Consider the following 18,582-nt stretch of genomic DNA (forward strand, 5'->3'; position numbering starts at 1 on the left):
GAATTTAGGAATGATTGCTATGAAAAAGTACATTTCAATACTTGCTCTGATATTAGTCGGGACGTTGTGCTTTGCCGTGCCTGCCAGGGGCCAAGAACCTACCTTCGATGTAAGTATAGGAATGCAGGAGGCTTTACGGACCATTAAAGCAGATGAATTTAAAGCACAATTCGGAGCAATTGGAAGAGGAATCAAGGTGGCAATAGTCGACACAGGTGTGGATGCCAGCCACCCCGATCTTCAAAAAACTCCTGATGGGAATTCAAAAATAATTGATTATATTGATTTTACAAAGGAAGGCTTAGTCGAAACAAAAGTTGCAGCTGCTCCTGACGGATATCAAATTAGCATTGATAAAAATCAATACGCTATTGGCGAAGTTCAAACTAAATCAGGCATTTTACATCTTGGAACATTTAAAGAAAGCCAAATTAGCGAAAACAGTCCTATATGCCAGGATGTAAACAGAGACGGAAAAAGCAACGGTATTTTTGGAATTTTAGTAGCAGACGAAGAGCTTTCCGGCATATATGACACAGTTTATGTAGACACTAATCAAAATTTCAACTTTTCTGATGAAGAGCCTTTAAAAATATATGCAAAAAACCACGATGTTGGTTTTTTTGGCACTGACAATCCCTTAACTGAATATATTGAAAAATCCTCCTTTGTAGTTGCCGATATCGAAAGCAATGGTAATTTTATAAAACTTGGTTTTGACGGCAATGGTCACGGAACCCATGTAGCAGGTATTCTAGGAGCAAACGGAAACCTTAAAGGAACGGCTCCGGGTGCCGAAATAATGGTGTTAAAAGCTGTTGAATCTTCCGGAGATGGAAATTGGGACAACATCTTTAAGGCGATTGAATACGCCTCAAGCCAAGGAGCAGATATTATAAATGTCAGTATCGGAAACCTAATATCTTCTACAGCAAGCCATGATGCCCAAGCCAAAGTTTTGAAAGATTTATCTGCCAAAAGCGATGCCATTATCGTTATAGCGGCAGGAAATGGCGGCCCCGGTCTCGCGACAGCTTACGACATGAGTGGAATTGACAATGTAATTACGGTAGGCGCATATATGTCCCCTAACCTTTGGAAAATTAACTACAATGCTAACGTGCCCATTGAAACACTATGGTATTATACCGGCGTAGGCCATGGCACATCAAGACCCACAGTAGTTGCTCCCTCCAGCGTTATATCAACTGCAAATATTTGGGACAGCGGCGGTTATTTTTTGATGGACGGCACAAGTATGGCAGCGCCTTTTGCTTCCGGCAGCTGTGCGCTTATACTTGAAAAGGCAAAAGCCGCAGGGCTGACCACTTCTTCAGGATCGGTCATAAAAGCACTGGAGGCCGGCGCAAGGAAAATCGATGGTTATCTCGAAATAGAGCAGGGCAGTGGGCTTATCGATGTTGTAAAAAGTTGGAATATGTTAGTAAATGAGGGGAATTTACTTAATACATCAAAGGTAGCCATGAGTTTGAAAGATTCGCAAGAGTATATAGAAGGTATCATGTTCCGCGATGAACTGCAGGCTCAATTGAAAGTTTTAATTGCAAATTTATCTGATAGTTTACAAACAATAAAACTAGAATCAGACCAACAGTGGGCAAGCACAGATAAAAATGAAGTAACGCTTGCACCAACAAATAAAGCAGAAGTTATGTTTTCTTATGATTTTCCGAAGAACCCGGGGCTTTATAATACCAAAATAACGGGTTACGATAAATTAAGCGGAAAATCCGTTGCAAGCTTTACAACAACGGCAGTTGTACCATATGACCTTGGAAAAACCAGCGAGATTTTATTAAAAGGTGAGCTTTCGCCTTGCCATTGGACGCGTTATTTCTTTAAAACAGCATCCGGAATGTCAGAACTTGATATCACTTTAAAAATTGACAACACGCTACCCCATATGGGCAGAGCCATGCTATATGTTTATGATCCTGACGGGCAAAAGGTTTATGAAGATACAGCAGGATCGGACTATATTTCACCAAAACAAAGTACGGTGTTTAAAGCAACTGAGCCAAAACCGGGAATTTGGGAAGCTGTTGTAGTGTCTGATTATAATTTATCAGATTTCGGAGCTGTAAAAACAGCCTATCAGCTGTCGGCTGAGGCTTTTGGGATTTTTTCGGATGTAAAAGAGCTTTCCTTTGCAGCGGAAAAAGGGGAAAATTATCTTTCAAAAGAAATATTACTGAAAAATGGCAGCGGCGTTTTCAAAGGAAGACTTGAAGGGGCAGGCCTTGCTGAGAAAAACGAAGGAATTATCTCGGAGACGATAAAAGTTGAAGATGGTAAACTTGTCAGAGGACCTGCATTTAAGGTGCCTGAAAATACCATGGATCTGTACATAGATTCAGCCGCCGAAAACGCAGCAAAGGGCGATATAGATATATATCTGTATAAAAAAGATACTGATGAGTTGTATAAGGAAATTGCATTTTCCGGAAAAGCCGATTCTATGGAGGAAAGCATACATATCAAAACTCCTCAAGCGGGAGAGTATGTAGTGTATGTAGATGGCTTTTCCATACCTGATAAATCGGCAAATATTAAAATCAAAACTCAAATTCTTACAGATAAAATGAACGTTTATATACAAGATATTAACGGAAATCTGCCTGCAGGGTATGAATGGAAACCCCGTTTATTTGTGAACATACCCCAGGAAGGTTCCGATTTTAGAGGCTATATAGTCGTTGAAAACTCAAATCCTACATGCATTTCACGAATTCCTTTGAGATTCGTTGTAGGAAAGAAAATGCTTAAAATAGAAATTACTCAAGATGGGAGTTTATATGTAAAAGAGAAAGACACCAACAGACCGGTAAATACTGATATTTTAGTAAATGGTGTAAAATATCTTGTGGTAGATGGAAAAGCCTTGATTCACCAGAGCGTTATTATAGAAACCGTTGAGATTTATGATGAAAAATATGCACCGCTTATAGTAAGAATAAATAGCTAGAAATTAAAAAACTCTGCTTACAAAAGAAGGAGTTCTTAATTTCATGTAGAATAAAACTAAGTAGAAGGGATAAATCATCATGATGTGTAAATAAATCTTACTGATTTGGTGGTGCAAATGATAGATGCACGATTTTTCATAGCTTTGTTCAAAGGCAGCAATATAAATGTTGTTCCCGTAAGCCTGTTTCAAGGCTATGAACAAAAATCATTAATTGTATATCGGAATAAGAAAGAAATCATTGTGAAGATGTATTGTGACCAGTGCAAAGAATACAGTAAATTTAATTTTACTCTTGCCTCTCTTAATAAGCCCAGAGGGTATAGAGTCTGTTGTGCCGGTTGCGGCAATGAACTGGGATATGTTGGCCCAAGGGAAGACATAGAGGCAATTGCCGAAAAGCATCGTCGGGATGTAGAAGCATTAATGCGCGAGATGGGTTTTGACGATTATTTTACGAATCCATTCATAATGTATGAAATGATAAATCATGTTCATGATATGGCAGAAAACAAAAAAATTCAGTGCCAATGTGGCAGTTATGCTGTAACTGCGAATATTGGAACTGACAAAATAGAACTTATATGCAAAAATTGCGGAGGCAAACGCATAATAAAGGCAGCAAGTCAAAAAGATTTAGATATTGCAAAAGAAAGACCTATGATAATTATAAAGTCAAAACTTAGTGGCAAAAAAGCAACTGGCATAAACAGATAGAATCTGCTGTTATTTAGTTCAAACTGACAGCGATTTTCATCCTGAATACATTGTTGACTTTTGCGCATATAAGTGATATCCTTCACTGCCTTCAGAATTACCTATGGCTAGGTCGAAATACCGATACCCTATATAAAGGTATATAGTAGAAGTTGAACTTGTGGATAGTAACGGATTTATCAGGTCAAGAAAGAAACGAGACACGTCCAATGTTGACGTAGTTTGCCTAAGATGCTATAATTAAAGCAAAGGCAAATCCTCCTCGGTGTATCTTAAAAAAGAGCCCCATGGAGGGCTCTTTTTTAACTTATGTATAATTAATTTTCATTTGGAATTTCTTTCCAACCTAGCGCTTTATCACTCATCATTTATTTTCCTGTTTTAGTTCAAATATCAAAAATGATCCTTGCTTATTAAAAATTGACTTTAACTTATATTTATCTCTTTAGCCCGATTTTATATAGGCTGAACATTGAAATTTTTGTTGCATTTTTACTAAATTTTAAGGAGTGAAGTTTTGATTATTACAGAACTTGAAAAAAAGACAATAGCTCAATTACATGAAATTGCAAAGGAAAAGAAAATTCCCGGTTACTATAAATATCGGAAGCACGAGCTTATAATTAAAATAATGGAAGCTGCCGATGAGCATGGCAATGCTATGGCTGAAGGGGTTTTAGAAATCCTACCTGACGGATATGGTTTTTTAAGGATTGAGAATTATCTGCCTTCAGATGAGGATATCTATCTGTCTCCATCTCAAATCCGCCGCTTTCATCTAAGAACCGGTGATATGATTTCAGGAAACGTAAGACCTCCCAAAGAGGGGGAAAAATATCGAGCTGTTCTGCAAATTTCAGCAGTAAACGGCTTAGACCCGGAGCACGCCGTCTGCCGTTATCATTTCGATTCTCTTACACCAATTTTTCCCAACTCGCGCATTGTGTTGGAACACGATCCTCAGGAACTTTCTACAAGAATTATCGACATGATTGCTCCAATAGGAAAGGGCCAAAGAGCTCTAATAGTATCCCCTCCAAAAGCAGGAAAGACCATGATGCTTAAAAATATAGCAAAAAGCATAGCAAAAAACTACCCTGAAATTCAACTTATAGTGCTATTGATTGACGAAAGACCTGAAGAAGTAACTGATATAAGACGGTCAGTGGATGGAGAAGTAGTAAGCTCCACATTTGATGAACTGCCGGAAAATCACTTAAGAGTTGCAGATATGGTTTTAGAGAGAGCACAGCGTTTAGTAGAAAGTGGCAAGGATGTAGTAATTTTAATGGATAGCATCACCCGACTGGCAAGAGCCAACAACCTTGTAGTGCCACCAACGGGCCGTACTTTGTCCGGAGGTCTTGACCCAAGCGCGCTCCACAAGCCTAAGCGGTTTTTTGGTGCAGCCAGAAATATCGAAGAGGGCGGCAGCTTAACCATAATAGCTACGGCTTTAGTCGAAACCGGCAGTAGAATGGATGATGTAATATATGAAGAATTTAAAGGGACAGGAAATATGGAGATACACCTTGATAGAAAATTGGCAGAACGTAGAATATATCCTGCTATTGATATAAAGAAGTCTGGCACAAGACGCGAGGAATTATTGCTATCTAAAGAAGAACTTGAAGCAGTATGGCTTTTAAGGAGAGCTCTTGCCTCAGTTGACAATGTTGAAGCTGCGTCTATAGTAATAAACGGCTTGAGAAAAACAAAAACTAATCGAGAATTCTACGAAAATTTAGCAACACTGGTTAATGAATTGCAAAACGGAAAGTCATAAGAATTAATTTTATTTTATATAACCTTTTGACTTGAGTTTTTCAATGTGTTCTTTTATTTTTTCATCAAGATCTATATCATAACTTTCCTCTAAAACAAACATCATCGAAACAGCGACCTGAGCCACGTCTAAAAGTTCTTGAGCCATTTTATCAACGATTTTTTCTTCATCCATCCAGACGGTTTCACCACTTTTTCCGCGGAACTTTCCTATAGCCTGGGCAAGCTCCCCTGCCTCCTCCATCAGCTTTAAAGCAGTTGATTCTAAAGTGGGAGTAAGCCCGTTAAGTTTAGGCAAACTAATTACCTTATAGTTATTATTTTCCATAAACAAAAAACACCTCGATCTTTAAGTATTATTCTTTAAGTATTATAATTCTATATCTGGTTTTATAAATTTTGATGCCAAAAATGTAAATAGTGCAGCTACAATAAGCCGCGTAGTAAAAAGAAGAAGGCCATTTACTCCAAAGGCCATAAAGATTGCAGTGTCTTCAAAAACGGCATGAGCGGCGACCAAGAAATATGTGAGCAAGTAAAGATCACGTTTTGTCAGATGATCTTCCTTTGCCGATCTAAATATGATACCGGCTCCATAAGAAAGCCCGATTATTATCCCAATAATTAAAGGAAATCCGGCTTCTTTTTTCATTCCATATATATTGACTAAAGGAGAAAATGCCTCGGCAATTTTATCAAATATACCTGTACTCTTTAAAATTTCCATTACTACCATAAGCGGAATTACAATAAGGGCTATTTGTTTAACTGAATTTATACTGCCTAAAATAGCTTCGGTTAATATGTTGAGCATAATACACTCGCCTTTCCATACTTTTTACAGCAATACATTAAAAATAATACCCGAAATTACTGCCAGAATCACCCGGACTGATATTACATTTATGCCCGAAAGGCCTATTTTTTTTGCCAGGGCGGTTTCGGTGGGTAGACTGTGGCAAAATGACAGCATGATAGCTAAAATCGATATTTCTTTAAGAGAAAGACTAAGTGATGCCATGGCACCCACAGCTGCGTACATATTTACGGCATTGCCCATAACCAGGACTATTGCCGCCTCCCCGGGCAAGCCGAAAAAACCCATCACAGGTGCAAACATATCTGAAAACCAATTAATAATAGGAGTATGCTTAAGGAACGTTACTATAAAATAAATAGGAACCAAGATTTTGGAAAGTTCCCATGTAACACCAAGACCTGACAATAGCCCGCGCTTTAATATGTCAAAAGGAGTATTCCTCTTTGTATCCTGCAAAAAATCTCCTCCTTTTTCCTTTTAACATTGATTTTTAATAACTATAAAGTATTATATCATTTAAACAATAAACGTAAAAGGGCCAGCAGAAGACTTCTATAATATACTAAATCAAAATTAAATGCTATAATATTTTCATAGGAATAAAAAGAGTGCCAATGGGGTGAAAACATGTCTTTACAGATTCTTGAGCTTTTCAAAGGTTTTCGTTTAAGAGATTTACTGGATATAGCTATAGTAGCTTTTGTCTCTTATGAAGCTATACAGCTGATTCGAGGCACTCGGGCCGTGCAACTCTTAAAAGGTTTGGTGGTTCTTGTTGTTTCTACAAAACTTAGCGAATGGCTGGGACTTTACACAATAAATTGGATTTTGCGCAATGCAATGACAGTAGGAGTAATAGCGCTTATTGTGGTATTTCAGCCTGAGCTTAGAAGAGCTCTTGAACAATTAGGCAGGGGTAAACTTTTTTCAACACCCTTATTTGGATTGGCCGAAGATGAAATGAATCAACTTTTTGACTGTATAGCAGAAGCTGCAGAAGAACTTTCAAAAGAGCAAATAGGAGCCCTTGTTGTCCTTGAAAAACAGACTGGATTAAACGAACACATTGAGACAGGGGTTAAAATAGAAGGTCGGGTTTCTGCAGAACTTCTTATAAATATTTTTATTCCCAATACACCATTGCATGATGGAGCGGTAATAATAAGAAATGACAGGATAATGGCGGCGAGTTGCTATCTTCCGCTTACGGCAAATCCTAATTTAAGCAAGGAACTTGGAACAAGGCATAGAGCCGCTTTAGGCATTACAGAAGAAACTGATGCGGTAGCAGTTGTTGTCTCAGAAGAAACAGGAGTAATTTCAGTGGCAAAAGATGGAAAGCTTACCCGCTATTTAGATGCAGAAACACTTAAAAACATGCTAAGGGATATTTACGAAATAAAAGAGAAAAGACCATCCATATGGTCGTCGTGGAGGAAGAATAATGCATAGAAGACTATTTGATGATGATACAGCAATTAAAATCCTCTCGATTATTTTGGCAGTTTTAATGTGGCTATATGTGATGAATGAACAAAATCCTCAAGTAACTTATATTATAAAAGATGTTCCCGTTAAGCTAGTAAACCTTGATGAAGAAAAGCTGGTCCTAAAGGATGAATCAGCAGAATTTAAGGTGAATGTTAAAGTTAGAGGGCGCAGAAGCCTGGTTTCCGATCTGAAATCAGACGATATCAGTGCCGAAATGAACATGAAAGGACGGATTGAGGGAGAAAACCTCATTCGCGTTGATGTGGTCGTGCCGCCAAATATAGAACTAATAGATGTTTACCCGAGAGAAATATTGGTAACACTAGAAGCTGTTATCGAAGAAGAGCGGCCTGTTACAGTAGAAGTTACAGGCACCACTGCTCAAGGCTTTGCCGCAAGGCCAGCACAAGTTAGTCCTCAATATGTCACAGTTAAGGGCCCGCGCAGTGCTGTCGAGGCAGTAAATAAGGTCGTTGTATATATAGATGTATCAGGCAAAGATAAGCCGATAATAGGCAATTTCCCATTTAAAGTTTTAGATAAAAACGGAAAAGAACAAAAGAGAATTACATTTACTCCTCAAACAGTAGAAGTTACAGTTCCAATAGTGCCTGTGGCAAATACACAGATTATCCCGAATATAAAAGGCAATCCGCCGGAGGGATATATCATCAGAGATGTCAGGATAGATCCACCGTCGATTATCGTAACCGGCAGTGAAGAGGAGCTTGCTAATGTCCAATCAATTACAACTGAGCCTATAAATATCCAAGACAGAACTTCTACGACAACATTTGATGTAGATCTGATTTTTCCTAATGGCATTACAAGCTTTGACGAGGATGTAAGGACAGCTAAAGTCACTGTGGAAATTGAAAAACTCAGTGAAACAACATTAAATTTAAATAGCGATAATGTTACTATAGAAGGTATTGCTTCCGGTTTGAGCGCAAGTGTAGAACAGACTCAATTAATATTGACAGTCAGCGGTCCCAATAGTATTATTGATAAAGTAAATGAGAACATGGTAAAGCTCAAAATCGATCTTACAGGACTTACGGCAGGAGAACATACAGTCAGAGTTCAAGGAGATATCTCTAGGCCTTACAGAATTATTAAAATAGAGCCGAGCGATATTCATGTTGTCATTAGCGAAATTTCGCAATAAATGAAGGAGGAAATTAAATGAAACCTAGGCTTTTTGGAACAGATGGAGTCAGAGGAGTAGCTAACAAAGATCTCTCGCCACTTTTAGCTTTCAAATTGGGCCGCGCCGGAGCACATGTTTTGTCAAAACTTCATGAGAAGCCAATTATTGTAGTTGGCAAAGATACGCGAATATCCGGAGATATGTTAGAGGCTGCACTGGCGGCCGGCATATGCTCACAAGGTGCTGACGTTTTAAAAGTGGGAGTAATGCCAACACCTGCAATAGCCTATCTTACACGTTACTTTAATGCTGATGCAGGAGCTGTAATATCGGCTTCTCATAATCCCGTAGAATACAATGGCATAAAATTTTTCAATAAAGACGGATATAAGCTGCCTGATGCTTTAGAAGATGAGATCGAAGCATTGCTGGATGATGAAAGTGGTACTATTAACACACCGATTGGTCCGAACGTTGGCAGAATCTATACAAAGGATGATGCGGCAAGGCACTACATAGACTTTGTGAAATCTGTAATAGGAGACAACACCAGATTTAAAGGTTTAAAAGTAGCAGTTGACTGTGCCAATGGAGCATCTTACCAAGTAGCACCCATGATTTTACAAGAATTGGGGGCGGATGTCTACATAATAAATAATGAACCAGATGGCACTAATATAAATGTTAATTGCGGTTCCACCCATCCGGAAAGCCTTTGCGAGTATGTTAAAAAAATTGGAGCAGATGTTGGGCTGTCATTTGATGGAGACGCGGATAGACTGATTGCAGTTGACGAAAAGGGAGAGATAGTCGACGGTGATCATGTTTTAGCTATATGTGGCATATATCTTAAAAATAAAGGACTCTTAAAAAAAGATACTGTAGTAGCTACAGTAATGAGCAACATGGGTCTTGAGGTGGCACTGAAGAAGGCAGGTATAAATTTAGTCCGCACTAAAGTCGGCGATCGCTATGTTCTAGAAGAGATGCTAAAGAACGGATACACTTTGGGTGGAGAGCAATCGGGCCATGTAATCTTCTTAAACTATCATACTACAGGAGATGGAATGATAAGCGGCGTAAATCTTCTAAATGTAATGGTAGATGAAGGCAAAAAGCTTTCCGAGCTAAGGCAAGTAATGAAGGTGTACCCCCAAGTTCTGATAAATGTAAGAGTAGCAGACAAGACAGGCTATGACACAAATGAGCATATACAAAAAGTCATAAAAGAAAATGAAGCTTTGTTAGGGGACAGAGGTAGAATTTTAGTTCGCCCCTCAGGCACAGAACCCCTTATTCGTGTAATGGTAGAAGGTGAACAGCAAGATTTAATCGAAAAAGTAGCAAAATCTGTTGCCCAAGTGATAGAAGAAGAACTGAGATAAATAAAAAAGAGTTGGCGAATAATTAGGAACCTGAATTATTCGCCTTTTTAATTCATTCACATTTGAAAGCTCTAACATTACCTTATCACTCCCGGTGCCTTTTGATATGCTATGCCGGATTTTTTTACATAAGCTTTAAGCCTGTTTGAAAGAACAGAGAAATGGAAGGCTTTATGGAAACTTACGGTAATTAATGATATAATGGTTTTAAGCGGAGGAAGGGGTGATGAGCGTGGCAGAAAAAGAAATTGCCGGCGGTAATGGTGAACAACGGCAAAACGAAACTCATGAACCCAAGATTTATGAATCAGGATATTTTTATCTATCACAACAAATAAACGATGTAAGAGATCGCATGGATGCAAAATTTGACAGGGTCGATGCTAGGTTTGACACAGTTCATAAGGAGATCAAAGACCTATCCGATAAAACTGATACTAAGTTTGAGGCGATTCGTAAGGAAATTAAAGATCTATCAGATAAGACCGATAGTAAGTTTGAAGCAGTTCATAAGGGAATCAAAGATCTATCAGATAAGACCGATGCTAGGTTTGACACAGTTCATAAAGAGATCAAAGACCTGTCAGATAAAACCGATGCCAGGTTTGATGCGGTTCATAAGGAAATTAAAGACTTATCAGATAAGACCGAGAGCAAGTTTGAAGCAGTTCGTAAGGAAGTTAAAGACCTATCAGATAAAACTGATACTAAGTTTGAGGCGATTCATAAGGAAATCAAAGACCTGTCAGATAAGACCGATGCTAGGTTTGACACAGTTCATAAGGAGATCAAAGACCTATCCGATAAAACCGATTCTGGATTTGATAGAGTAGATATTAGGCTTGAGTCCATAAGAAAAGAAACTGATGCAAGGTTTGATAGAGTAGATGAAAAATTCAATGATATCCATAAAGAAATTAGCGGACTGCAAAAGTGGGCTTTCGGGTTAATAGTAACAGTTGTATTGGGCTTTATTGCTATATATTTTAAGTAGATCCAATATATTAAAGGTAGGAGAAAGATATGTATGATACTTTCAAAGTGGACAGTCTAATTAATTAAAATTAGATTATCTACTTGACAAGGATCAGCTCAAGAAACCCACCTTTTTGTATTTAGTTTTATCTGCTCGCGACAAACTTTGTGTTGACAAAAAGAGAAGCAAATGTTAAAATTTTATCAAATGGTCATGAAGGCCATAAAGTAGACAAACCATGAAGGTTAAGCTGTTTAGCTGAATGAAACGGCTTTATTCATGGTTTTTTTATTTTCTCTTAAATAATAATCAGATAGGGGTGCCAAATTTGAGAAATGATAATTTATACCAGATAGCTCTTGCAGGTGTTTTTACCGCTTTCGGAATTGTCCTGCCGATGATGTTTCATGTGCTAGGACTTGGTTCAACCTTTTTGCCGATGCACATACCGGTTTTGCTTTCGGGATTTTTCTTGGATGCGCCTGCTGCAGCGGCGGTAGGAGCCTTGACACCAATTTTAAGTTCTATTTTTACCGGCATGCCTCCTGCTTTTCCGGTAATGCCTTACATGGTTTTTGAACTTGCCGCTTATGGTTATGTGACAAGTTTTATGTATAGAAAGCTTCACAAAAATGTTTATATATCCTTAGTTTGCAGCATGATTTTAGGCCGCATTGTATCCGGTGTTGCCGTATGGATGCTCACGACATTTTTCGGTGCCAAATTCCCCACACCCTTCGCCTTTATTGCTGCAAGTATTACAAAAGGGCTGCCAGGAATAGCAATTCAATTAATATTTATTCCTGCAGTAGTTTTGCTGCTTAAGAAATATCAAATAAGGGCAACAGGGAGGGATACCCTTGAACCATAGAGAATTTTTTAATGAAGTAGCGGATAAATGGGACCAGATGTGCAACCATGATGAAGCAAAACTTAGATATATAGCTAGAGCGGCAGGGATATCACAAGGTGATTGCGTTTTAGATGTAGGCACAGGAACAGGTGTTATGATTCCCTATATACATGAAATGATAGGTGATGAGGGAGAAATTACAGCCATTGACCTTGCGGAAAAGATGCTTGAGGTTGCAAAGCAGAAGCACCCTTTTAACAATGTTCGTTTTGTTCTGGGAGATATTTACGATGTGCATCTTCCTAAAAACCATTTTGATGTTATAATGTGCTACTCAGTTTTTCCTCACTTTCAAGATAAACCAAAAGTGGTATCTCGTATGGCAGGGCTTCTTAAGCCCGGCGGTAGGCTTGTAATAGCTCACTCCCAGAGCAGAAAAGCTATAAATGAGCTCCATACAAAAAGCTCTGATGCGGTAAATAACGATGACCTGCCTGAAGCAGATGTTATAGAGGGATTTATGAAAGAGGCAGGGCTTGAACCTTTCTTTACTATAGACAGCGAAGAGATGTTTATAGTTATCGGTAAAAAATAAGTAATTAGGTCGCAGAGACTGTAATGAGCCATGAAGTCTTAAAATTTATGAGTCTTGGCTCATTATTTGTATCGCTTTATACTAAATCACAAGGAGAGATTTTTTATGGATGAGCAGCTTTGGCAAAAATGTGTGGAATTTCACGGTCATGAGTGCCCGGGTCTTGCTATCGGATTTAAAGTATGCGAAGCGGCGCGGGAAAAACTCGGTGTAAATTTTTCTAAAGATGAAGAAATAGTTTGCGTTACAGAAAATGATGCGTGCGGCGTTGACGCAGTCCAGGTTATTACAGGGTGTACATTAGGTAAAGGAAACTTAATATACCGAGGCACAGGCAAACAGGCTTTTACTTTCTTCCGACGAGACACAGGACAAAAATTGCGTATAGTATTAAAACCCAGGGATGATAATGATAAACTTTCAAAGGATGAGCACAAGAAAGCTATCCTGGAAAGCCCCGTTGAAGAACTGTTTGAATTTAAAAATCCCGGTTTTGATTTGCCAAAAAAGGCTCGGATATTTAATACAATAAAATGTACAAAATGCGGCGAAGGTGCTCCCGAACATAAAATACGCATGGTAAATAATAATCCTGTGTGCCTAGACTGTTTTGATGATTATTCTAGAGGTTGGTAAGCCTTAAAGTAATTAGCCAACACTGACAAAAAACAAAACATTCGGATAGGGGATTTGATGTGAAAAAATCAAAAATAACCAAACTGCTTGCTGCAATGATACTCATAATGGCGATTTTAAATATGGCAGGCTGCGGCGCAAAAACCACAGAAAAAAGTACAGGCAGCACCGGAAGTCAAAGCGGCTCATTGGTAATACGCCTGGAAGGCGGGGATTGGGGGCTTCCTTCCCCGTTTGCTCACTATTCTCGGGGACCTGGAGCATCTAAAATGCGTCTTATCTATGACAGCCTTCTGGAAAAAGGAGAAGACGGTCTTATTCCATGGCTGGCGAAGGAATGGACTATCTCATCGGACGGTAGGGAGTATACCTTTCTTTTAAACTCTAAGGTCAAATGGCATGATGGGAAGATGCTTACCGCCCAAGATGTGAAGTTTTCTTTCGAGTATTTCGCAAAACATCCTCCGGTGTCAAACAGTTTATTAATTGATGGCAAACCATTTATAGAAAAAATAGAGGTTATTGATGAAGACCGGGTAAAAATAGTGGTAAAAGAGCCTAACGCTACAGTACTGGATAGAGTGGGGATTGTCAGGATAATTCCGGAGCATATCTGGAAGGACATAGATGATCCCAAAAAAATAATGGATTTGGATAAATTAGTAGGATGCGGACCGTACATACTTACGGATTATAGTCAAGAACAGGGCAAATACCGATTCCAAGCATTTAAAGATTACTGGGGACGGAAGCCTGGGGTAGATGTTATTGAATTTATCCCGGTAAGCGATCCGGTGCTGGCTTTCGAAAACGGAGAAATCGATGTTTTGGATGTTCCGCCGGATTTAATTGATCGATATAGAAACAATAAGGAATTTAAAATCCTTAAAAGTCCGGCCTTCTGGGGTTATAAACTTTTATTTAATATGGAGAAAAAACCGGAATTAGCGGATATAAACGTAAGAAAAGCAATTGCCCATGCAGTAAATGTTGACGAACTTATCGAAAAAGTAGCACGAGGCGCGGCGGTTCCCGCAAGCCCCGGATATTTACCGATTGATCATATATGGTATAATCCCGATGTTACGCGATATGATTTTGATATAGAAAAAGCTAAAGAACTTTTAAATAATAAATCATTAAACCTGGCGCTGCTAATATCGGACAGCCAACAAGAAGCCAGAATCGCAGAACTTCTTAAAATCAATTTCGCAAAAGCCGGAATCAATATCGATGTTCGTTCGGTAGACATGAAAACCCGCGACAGCTGTGTTAAAAACTGTGATTATGAACTTGCCATAATCGGACATGGCGGCTGGGGGGCAGATGCCGATTGTCTCAGGGAAGTTTATGCGGCAACCGCAGCTTGCGATGCTGCTCCCACATCCAATGTAATTTGCGGTTACAGCAATCCCGGTATAAACCGACTTTGCAAAGAGCAGCTTGCTGAACTTGATGAACAAAAAAGAAAATCGATGATAATGGAGCTTCAAAAGCTTATATCAGACGAGATACCAATACTGCCCATCTACAATACAATTGATTATACGGTCTTTAAACCGGAAAAGTACGACGGATGGGTTCATGTTTTTGACCATCACGCAGTAACTCACAACAAATTATCATACTTGGAACAAGATAAATGAGATATCAAAAAGCCCTGAAATATTTTGCAACGTTTTTCTGTATAATCACATTGAACTTCTTTTTGCCCCGAATTATGCCGGGTGACCCCTTCTATTTTTTATCAAGCGAACAGGGAGAAGTTGCTGTAACTTATTCTCAAGAAGAAATTGATCGGTTTAAAGCATACTACGGTCTGGATAAGTCTATGCTTGCCCAATATAGCAGCTATCTGAAGGGTATTATCAAAGGGAATTTGGGGTACAGCATATATTTCGGCAGTGATGTTAAGACAATTATTAAGAACCGTATTCCTTGGTCTGTTTCCTTAGTACTGCTATCAGTAATAATCGGGGGTGGCGTTGGCACGCTGTTGGGCTGCTTGTCCGCATGGTACAGAGGAAATGCTTCGGATAAGTTCCTCTATAGTATCATGGTGATAATTTCTGAGATTCCAGCGTTTTTAATAGGCATATTTTTCCTGTTTTATTTGGCGGCTCGGCAGGGAATTTTTCCTCTTTCAGGTGGCGCAAAACCCTTTGCGGACTATGCCTCCTGGATTGATGTGCTTTTAGATATAGCACGTCACGGTTTTTTACCTACCCTGACACTCTCTGTTGTGCAGATGAGCGGATTTTACCTTATAGCCAGAAACAGCATGATTACAATAATGTCGAAAGATTATATAATCACAGCTAAAGCTAAGGGACTTGGCACAAGGCGTATACTCTTTCGCCACGCCTTATCTAATGCTGCCTTGCCTATTGCAACCCAAGCCTTTTACAGTTTGGGACAAGCAGTGGGAGGGACATTATTGGTAGAAAATGTATTTAAATATCCGGGCCTCGGTTCATTAATGCGACAAGCCGTAATGGTCAGGGATTACCCGCTGATACAGGGCATTTTTCTAACCGTAACGCTTTTTGTAATTATCATGAATGCGGCAGTTGATATTCTATATAAAAGGCTTGACCCGAGAATAACTTAATGGTGATAAAAATGCCTAAAATCGTGAAACAGTTTTCAATAGCAGGTAAATTTTCCTTAGTTTTCATAGTCTTAGTATGTTTTATCGCCATTTTTGCCCCGATGCTTACAAAATACCCCTGGAATCAGCCGACGGGCGCTTCTTTGGAGCCCCCCGGCAAAGCCCATATACTAGGAACTGATGATCTGGGTATAGATTTGTGGGCTCAAATATGCCACGGGGCGCGAAACAGCATTGTAGTGGGAATAGGCACAGCAGTAATTGCGTGTTTTCTTGGCACACTACTGGGCGTTGTATCCGGATATTATCAAGGGGTAGCCGACCTTGTAATTACAGCTCTAATAGATATACTTACATCTATACCAAGTTTGCCCATAATGGTTGTGGCAGGGGCTTTTTTCGGCCCGAGCATAAAAAACATTATATTAATATTATCTATTTTATCTTGGGCTGTGCCCGCACGGATTATACGATCAAAGATTATTTCAGCCAAACAGGAAACTTACATAAAAGTAGCCGAGGGCTATGGAGCAGGATTTTTTTACATAACTTACAGACATTTTCTGCCGCAGATTTTTCCAATTTCGCTTATAAGTTTTATAAAACTTATAAGCAGAGCCATAGTATCCGAGGCAAGTCTTTCATTTTTAGGCCTAGGGGACCCCACAAGTAAAAGTTGGGGGCTTATACTAAATTATGCATTAAATTTTCCCGGCATATATTTTACCGATTATTGGAAATGGTGGATTATATATCCGCTGCTTTGTATAATATTGTTGGTTCTTGCTACAGCCACTGTTGGCAGAGAGTTTGAAAAAATATTAGATGCCAAAATTGATTAGATTTTAGAAACCAAAATCGGATGTTTTAAACAGGGGTATTGCCATGTTAAAAGTTGAAAATCTATCAGTAACCTATAGCGGGGACGGTCAAGAAACCCATGCCGTAAGCGAGGTATCTTTTATCCTAGAACAGGGTCAATCCATGGGAATCATCGGAGAATCAGGAAGCGGTAAAACCACACTGGGCTTAGCTATAATGGGTATACTTAGACCGACTGCAAAGATTACGGGGACAATAGAATATAATAAAATCAATTTAAGAGAGCTTTCACAAAGGCAGCTGGATATGTATCGATGGAAACACATTGCTATGGTATTTCAAAACGGTCTTGACATATTAAACCCGCTTATGACCGTAAATGAGCAGATAAAAGAGTGTATTATACGTCATACGAAAATAAAAAGTCATGACGCGGATTCTCGAGTAAAAGAACTCCTTGGACAAGTGGGATTGGGTACCTCTGTAGCAGATAGCTTACCTCATCAGCTATCGGGAGGTATGCGGCAGAAGGTGCTTATTGCTATGGCATTGGCATGTGATCCTAAAGTGCTTATAGTTGATGAGCCGACATCTTCTTTAGACGCCGTATCCAAAGAAGAAATTATCGAGCTTTTAGCTTACCTTCAACACCAAAAGCGGTTTGTTATGATTGTAATATCCCATGATTTTTCGGTAATTACGCGACTTACCGATAAAATGTGTGTGATGTACCGGGGGCATATCTTAGAAGAAGGACTGACAAGAGATATACTTGAAAACCCATTGCATCCTTATACGCGCGGGCTCATAAATTCATCGCCTTCTTTAAATCCATATCAGGATCTATGGGGAATTCCCCGGGCAAGTGAGGCGGCAACCGAGGAGGGCTGCTCCTTTTATCCTCGGTGCAATCAAAAAGAAGATATATGCAAAAGTCAAAAACCTAAACTGAAATATGCATCCCTTGAGCGCAAAGTTGCCTGCAATCAAGGTGGGATTATAACACTTTTAAAAGCCCGGGGGATAAATAAAACCTACTCTTTTAAAGGCAACAAGATTTGCGCATGCAAAGATTGTCATATGAGTATTCGCGCAGGCGAGATTATAGCATTGATAGGACAATCCGGATCAGGTAAAACTACTCTGGCAAGTATTCTTTCAGGTTATTTGGAACCTGAAAGCGGGAATATTGAATTCTTAGGTCAAACAATAAAACAGCATGAATTTACCAGCCAGCTAAGAGGTATCCAAATGGTGTTTCAAGACCCATTTTCATCCATAAACGAGCAATTTACAGTACTGCAAGCTGTAAAGGAACCTCTGGACATATTAAAGCTCTATAATACAGATGAACGAACAGCAATGGTAAAACAAGCTCTCGCAGATGTGGAACTTGCATGTGATAATACTTTTTTAAACAGGAGATGCTTTACGTTAAGCGGTGGGCAACGGCAGCGGGTTGCTATCGCCCGCAGCCTTGTTTTAAAGCCGCGACTTCTCATCGCCGATGAGATTAGCTCTATGCTGGATCCTTCCACCCAAGCTAATATCTTGCGGCTTTTAAAGGGTCTTCAGAACGCATTAGGATTTGCCATGATTTATATTACCCACGACCTAGATATTGCAAGAAAAATCGCCGACAAACTGTATATAATGCATAAGGGTGAAATAGTGGAAACAGGTCCGGCCCGGAAAGTATTTGATAATCCTAAAAGTGAATATGCCAGGAAGTTAATAAGCAAAAATAGCTGAAAA

At 39.2% G+C, this 18,582-nt stretch carries 17 protein-coding genes; 14 read left to right on the forward strand and 3 right to left on the reverse strand.

Annotation, left to right across the window (positions count from 1 at the left end; translation table 11 throughout):
* Window positions 1-19: 19 nt before the first annotated feature.
* The 3 genes from BUE08_RS02630 (at window position 20) to rho (ending at window position 5,489) form a co-directional block, all read left to right on the forward strand.
* Complete coding sequence (locus BUE08_RS02630) at window positions 20-2,986, forward strand: S8 family serine peptidase (RefSeq protein WP_286680296.1); 2,967 nt, start codon at window positions 20-22, stop codon at window positions 2,984-2,986.
* A 117-nt stretch (window positions 2,987-3,103) separates the two neighbouring features.
* Window positions 3,104-3,703 (forward strand): hypothetical protein, encoded by a 600-nt coding sequence (locus BUE08_RS02635; RefSeq protein WP_286680297.1) that lies wholly within the window; start codon window positions 3,104-3,106, stop codon window positions 3,701-3,703.
* Window positions 3,704-4,220: 517 nt separating this feature from the next.
* A complete protein-coding gene (gene rho, locus BUE08_RS02640; RefSeq protein WP_059032833.1) occupies window positions 4,221-5,489 on the forward strand; it encodes a transcription termination factor Rho in 1,269 nt (422 codons plus the stop codon).
* A gap of 9 nt (window positions 5,490-5,498) precedes the next feature.
* On the opposite strand, the gene BUE08_RS02645 is transcribed toward rho, so the two are convergent.
* Genes BUE08_RS02645 through BUE08_RS02655 form a run of 3 tightly spaced genes read right to left on the reverse strand, consistent with a single transcriptional unit; the run spans window position 5,499 to window position 6,764 of the window.
* Window positions 5,499-5,816 carry a MazG-like family protein gene (locus tag BUE08_RS02645; protein ID WP_059032832.1) on the reverse strand — a complete coding sequence of 106 codons (318 nt, stop codon included), beginning with the start codon at window positions 5,814-5,816 and terminating at the stop codon, window positions 5,499-5,501.
* Between the two features lie 42 nt (window positions 5,817-5,858).
* Window positions 5,859-6,302, reverse strand: coding sequence for a nucleoside recognition domain-containing protein (locus BUE08_RS02650; protein WP_059032831.1), 444 nt, complete (start codon window positions 6,300-6,302; stop codon window positions 5,859-5,861).
* Window positions 6,303-6,326: 24 nt separating this feature from the next.
* On the reverse strand, window positions 6,327-6,764 hold the full coding sequence (locus BUE08_RS02655) for a nucleoside recognition domain-containing protein (protein WP_059032830.1): 438 nt from the start codon (window positions 6,762-6,764) through the stop codon (window positions 6,327-6,329).
* 171 nt (window positions 6,765-6,935) lie between these two features.
* Between BUE08_RS02655 and cdaA the strand changes: the two genes are divergently transcribed.
* The 11 genes from cdaA to BUE08_RS02710 all read left to right on the forward strand — a co-directional run bounded on the left by cdaA (window position 6,936) and on the right by BUE08_RS02710 (window position 18,579).
* Window positions 6,936-7,760 (forward strand): diadenylate cyclase CdaA, encoded by an 825-nt coding sequence (cdaA, locus tag BUE08_RS02660; protein WP_286680298.1) that lies wholly within the window; start codon window positions 6,936-6,938, stop codon window positions 7,758-7,760.
* A complete protein-coding gene (locus tag BUE08_RS02665; RefSeq protein WP_286680299.1) occupies window positions 7,753-8,967 on the forward strand; it encodes a CdaR family protein in 1,215 nt (404 codons plus the stop codon). Before cdaA ends, BUE08_RS02665 begins: the two co-directional genes overlap by 8 nt.
* Before the next feature lie 17 nt (window positions 8,968-8,984).
* Window positions 8,985-10,334, forward strand: coding sequence for a phosphoglucosamine mutase (gene glmM, locus BUE08_RS02670; protein WP_286680300.1), 1,350 nt, complete (start codon window positions 8,985-8,987; stop codon window positions 10,332-10,334).
* Between the two features lie 226 nt (window positions 10,335-10,560).
* Window positions 10,561-11,328 carry a hypothetical protein gene (locus BUE08_RS02675; RefSeq protein ID WP_059032826.1) on the forward strand — a complete coding sequence of 256 codons (768 nt, stop codon included), beginning with the start codon at window positions 10,561-10,563 and terminating at the stop codon, window positions 11,326-11,328.
* A gap of 301 nt (window positions 11,329-11,629) precedes the next feature.
* Entirely contained in the window at window positions 11,630-12,181 is a 552-nt protein-coding gene (locus tag BUE08_RS02680) for an ECF transporter S component (protein WP_286680327.1), read from the forward strand.
* The gene (locus tag BUE08_RS02685) at window positions 12,171-12,758 is read left to right on the forward strand and encodes a class I SAM-dependent methyltransferase (RefSeq protein WP_286680301.1); all 588 of its coding nucleotides are present in this window, start codon (window positions 12,171-12,173) and stop codon (window positions 12,756-12,758) included. The genes BUE08_RS02680 and BUE08_RS02685 overlap by 11 nt, the downstream gene beginning before the upstream one ends.
* 105 nt (window positions 12,759-12,863) lie before the next feature.
* Entirely contained in the window at window positions 12,864-13,394 is a 531-nt protein-coding gene (locus BUE08_RS02690) for an FmdE family protein (protein ID WP_286680302.1), read from the forward strand.
* A gap of 59 nt (window positions 13,395-13,453) precedes the next feature.
* Window positions 13,454-15,040 (forward strand): ABC transporter substrate-binding protein, encoded by a 1,587-nt coding sequence (locus tag BUE08_RS02695; RefSeq protein WP_286680303.1) that lies wholly within the window; start codon window positions 13,454-13,456, stop codon window positions 15,038-15,040.
* Entirely contained in the window at window positions 15,037-16,005 is a 969-nt protein-coding gene (locus BUE08_RS02700) for an ABC transporter permease (protein ID WP_286680304.1), read from the forward strand. The genes BUE08_RS02695 and BUE08_RS02700 overlap by 4 nt, the downstream gene beginning before the upstream one ends.
* Before the next feature lie 2 nt (window positions 16,006-16,007).
* Window positions 16,008-16,847: an ABC transporter permease gene (locus tag BUE08_RS02705; RefSeq protein WP_353682076.1), complete on the forward strand. Its 840-nt coding sequence runs from the start codon at window positions 16,008-16,010 to the stop codon at window positions 16,845-16,847.
* A gap of 43 nt (window positions 16,848-16,890) precedes the next feature.
* The gene (locus BUE08_RS02710) at window positions 16,891-18,579 is read left to right on the forward strand and encodes an ABC transporter ATP-binding protein (protein WP_213950843.1); all 1,689 of its coding nucleotides are present in this window, start codon (window positions 16,891-16,893) and stop codon (window positions 18,577-18,579) included.
* The last annotated feature ends 3 nt before the right edge of the window (window positions 18,580-18,582 follow it).

It is taken from the genome of Tepidanaerobacter sp. EBM-49 (assembly GCF_001896645.1).
Classification (GTDB): Bacteria; Bacillota; Thermosediminibacteria; order Thermosediminibacterales; family Tepidanaerobacteraceae; genus Tepidanaerobacter; species Tepidanaerobacter syntrophicus.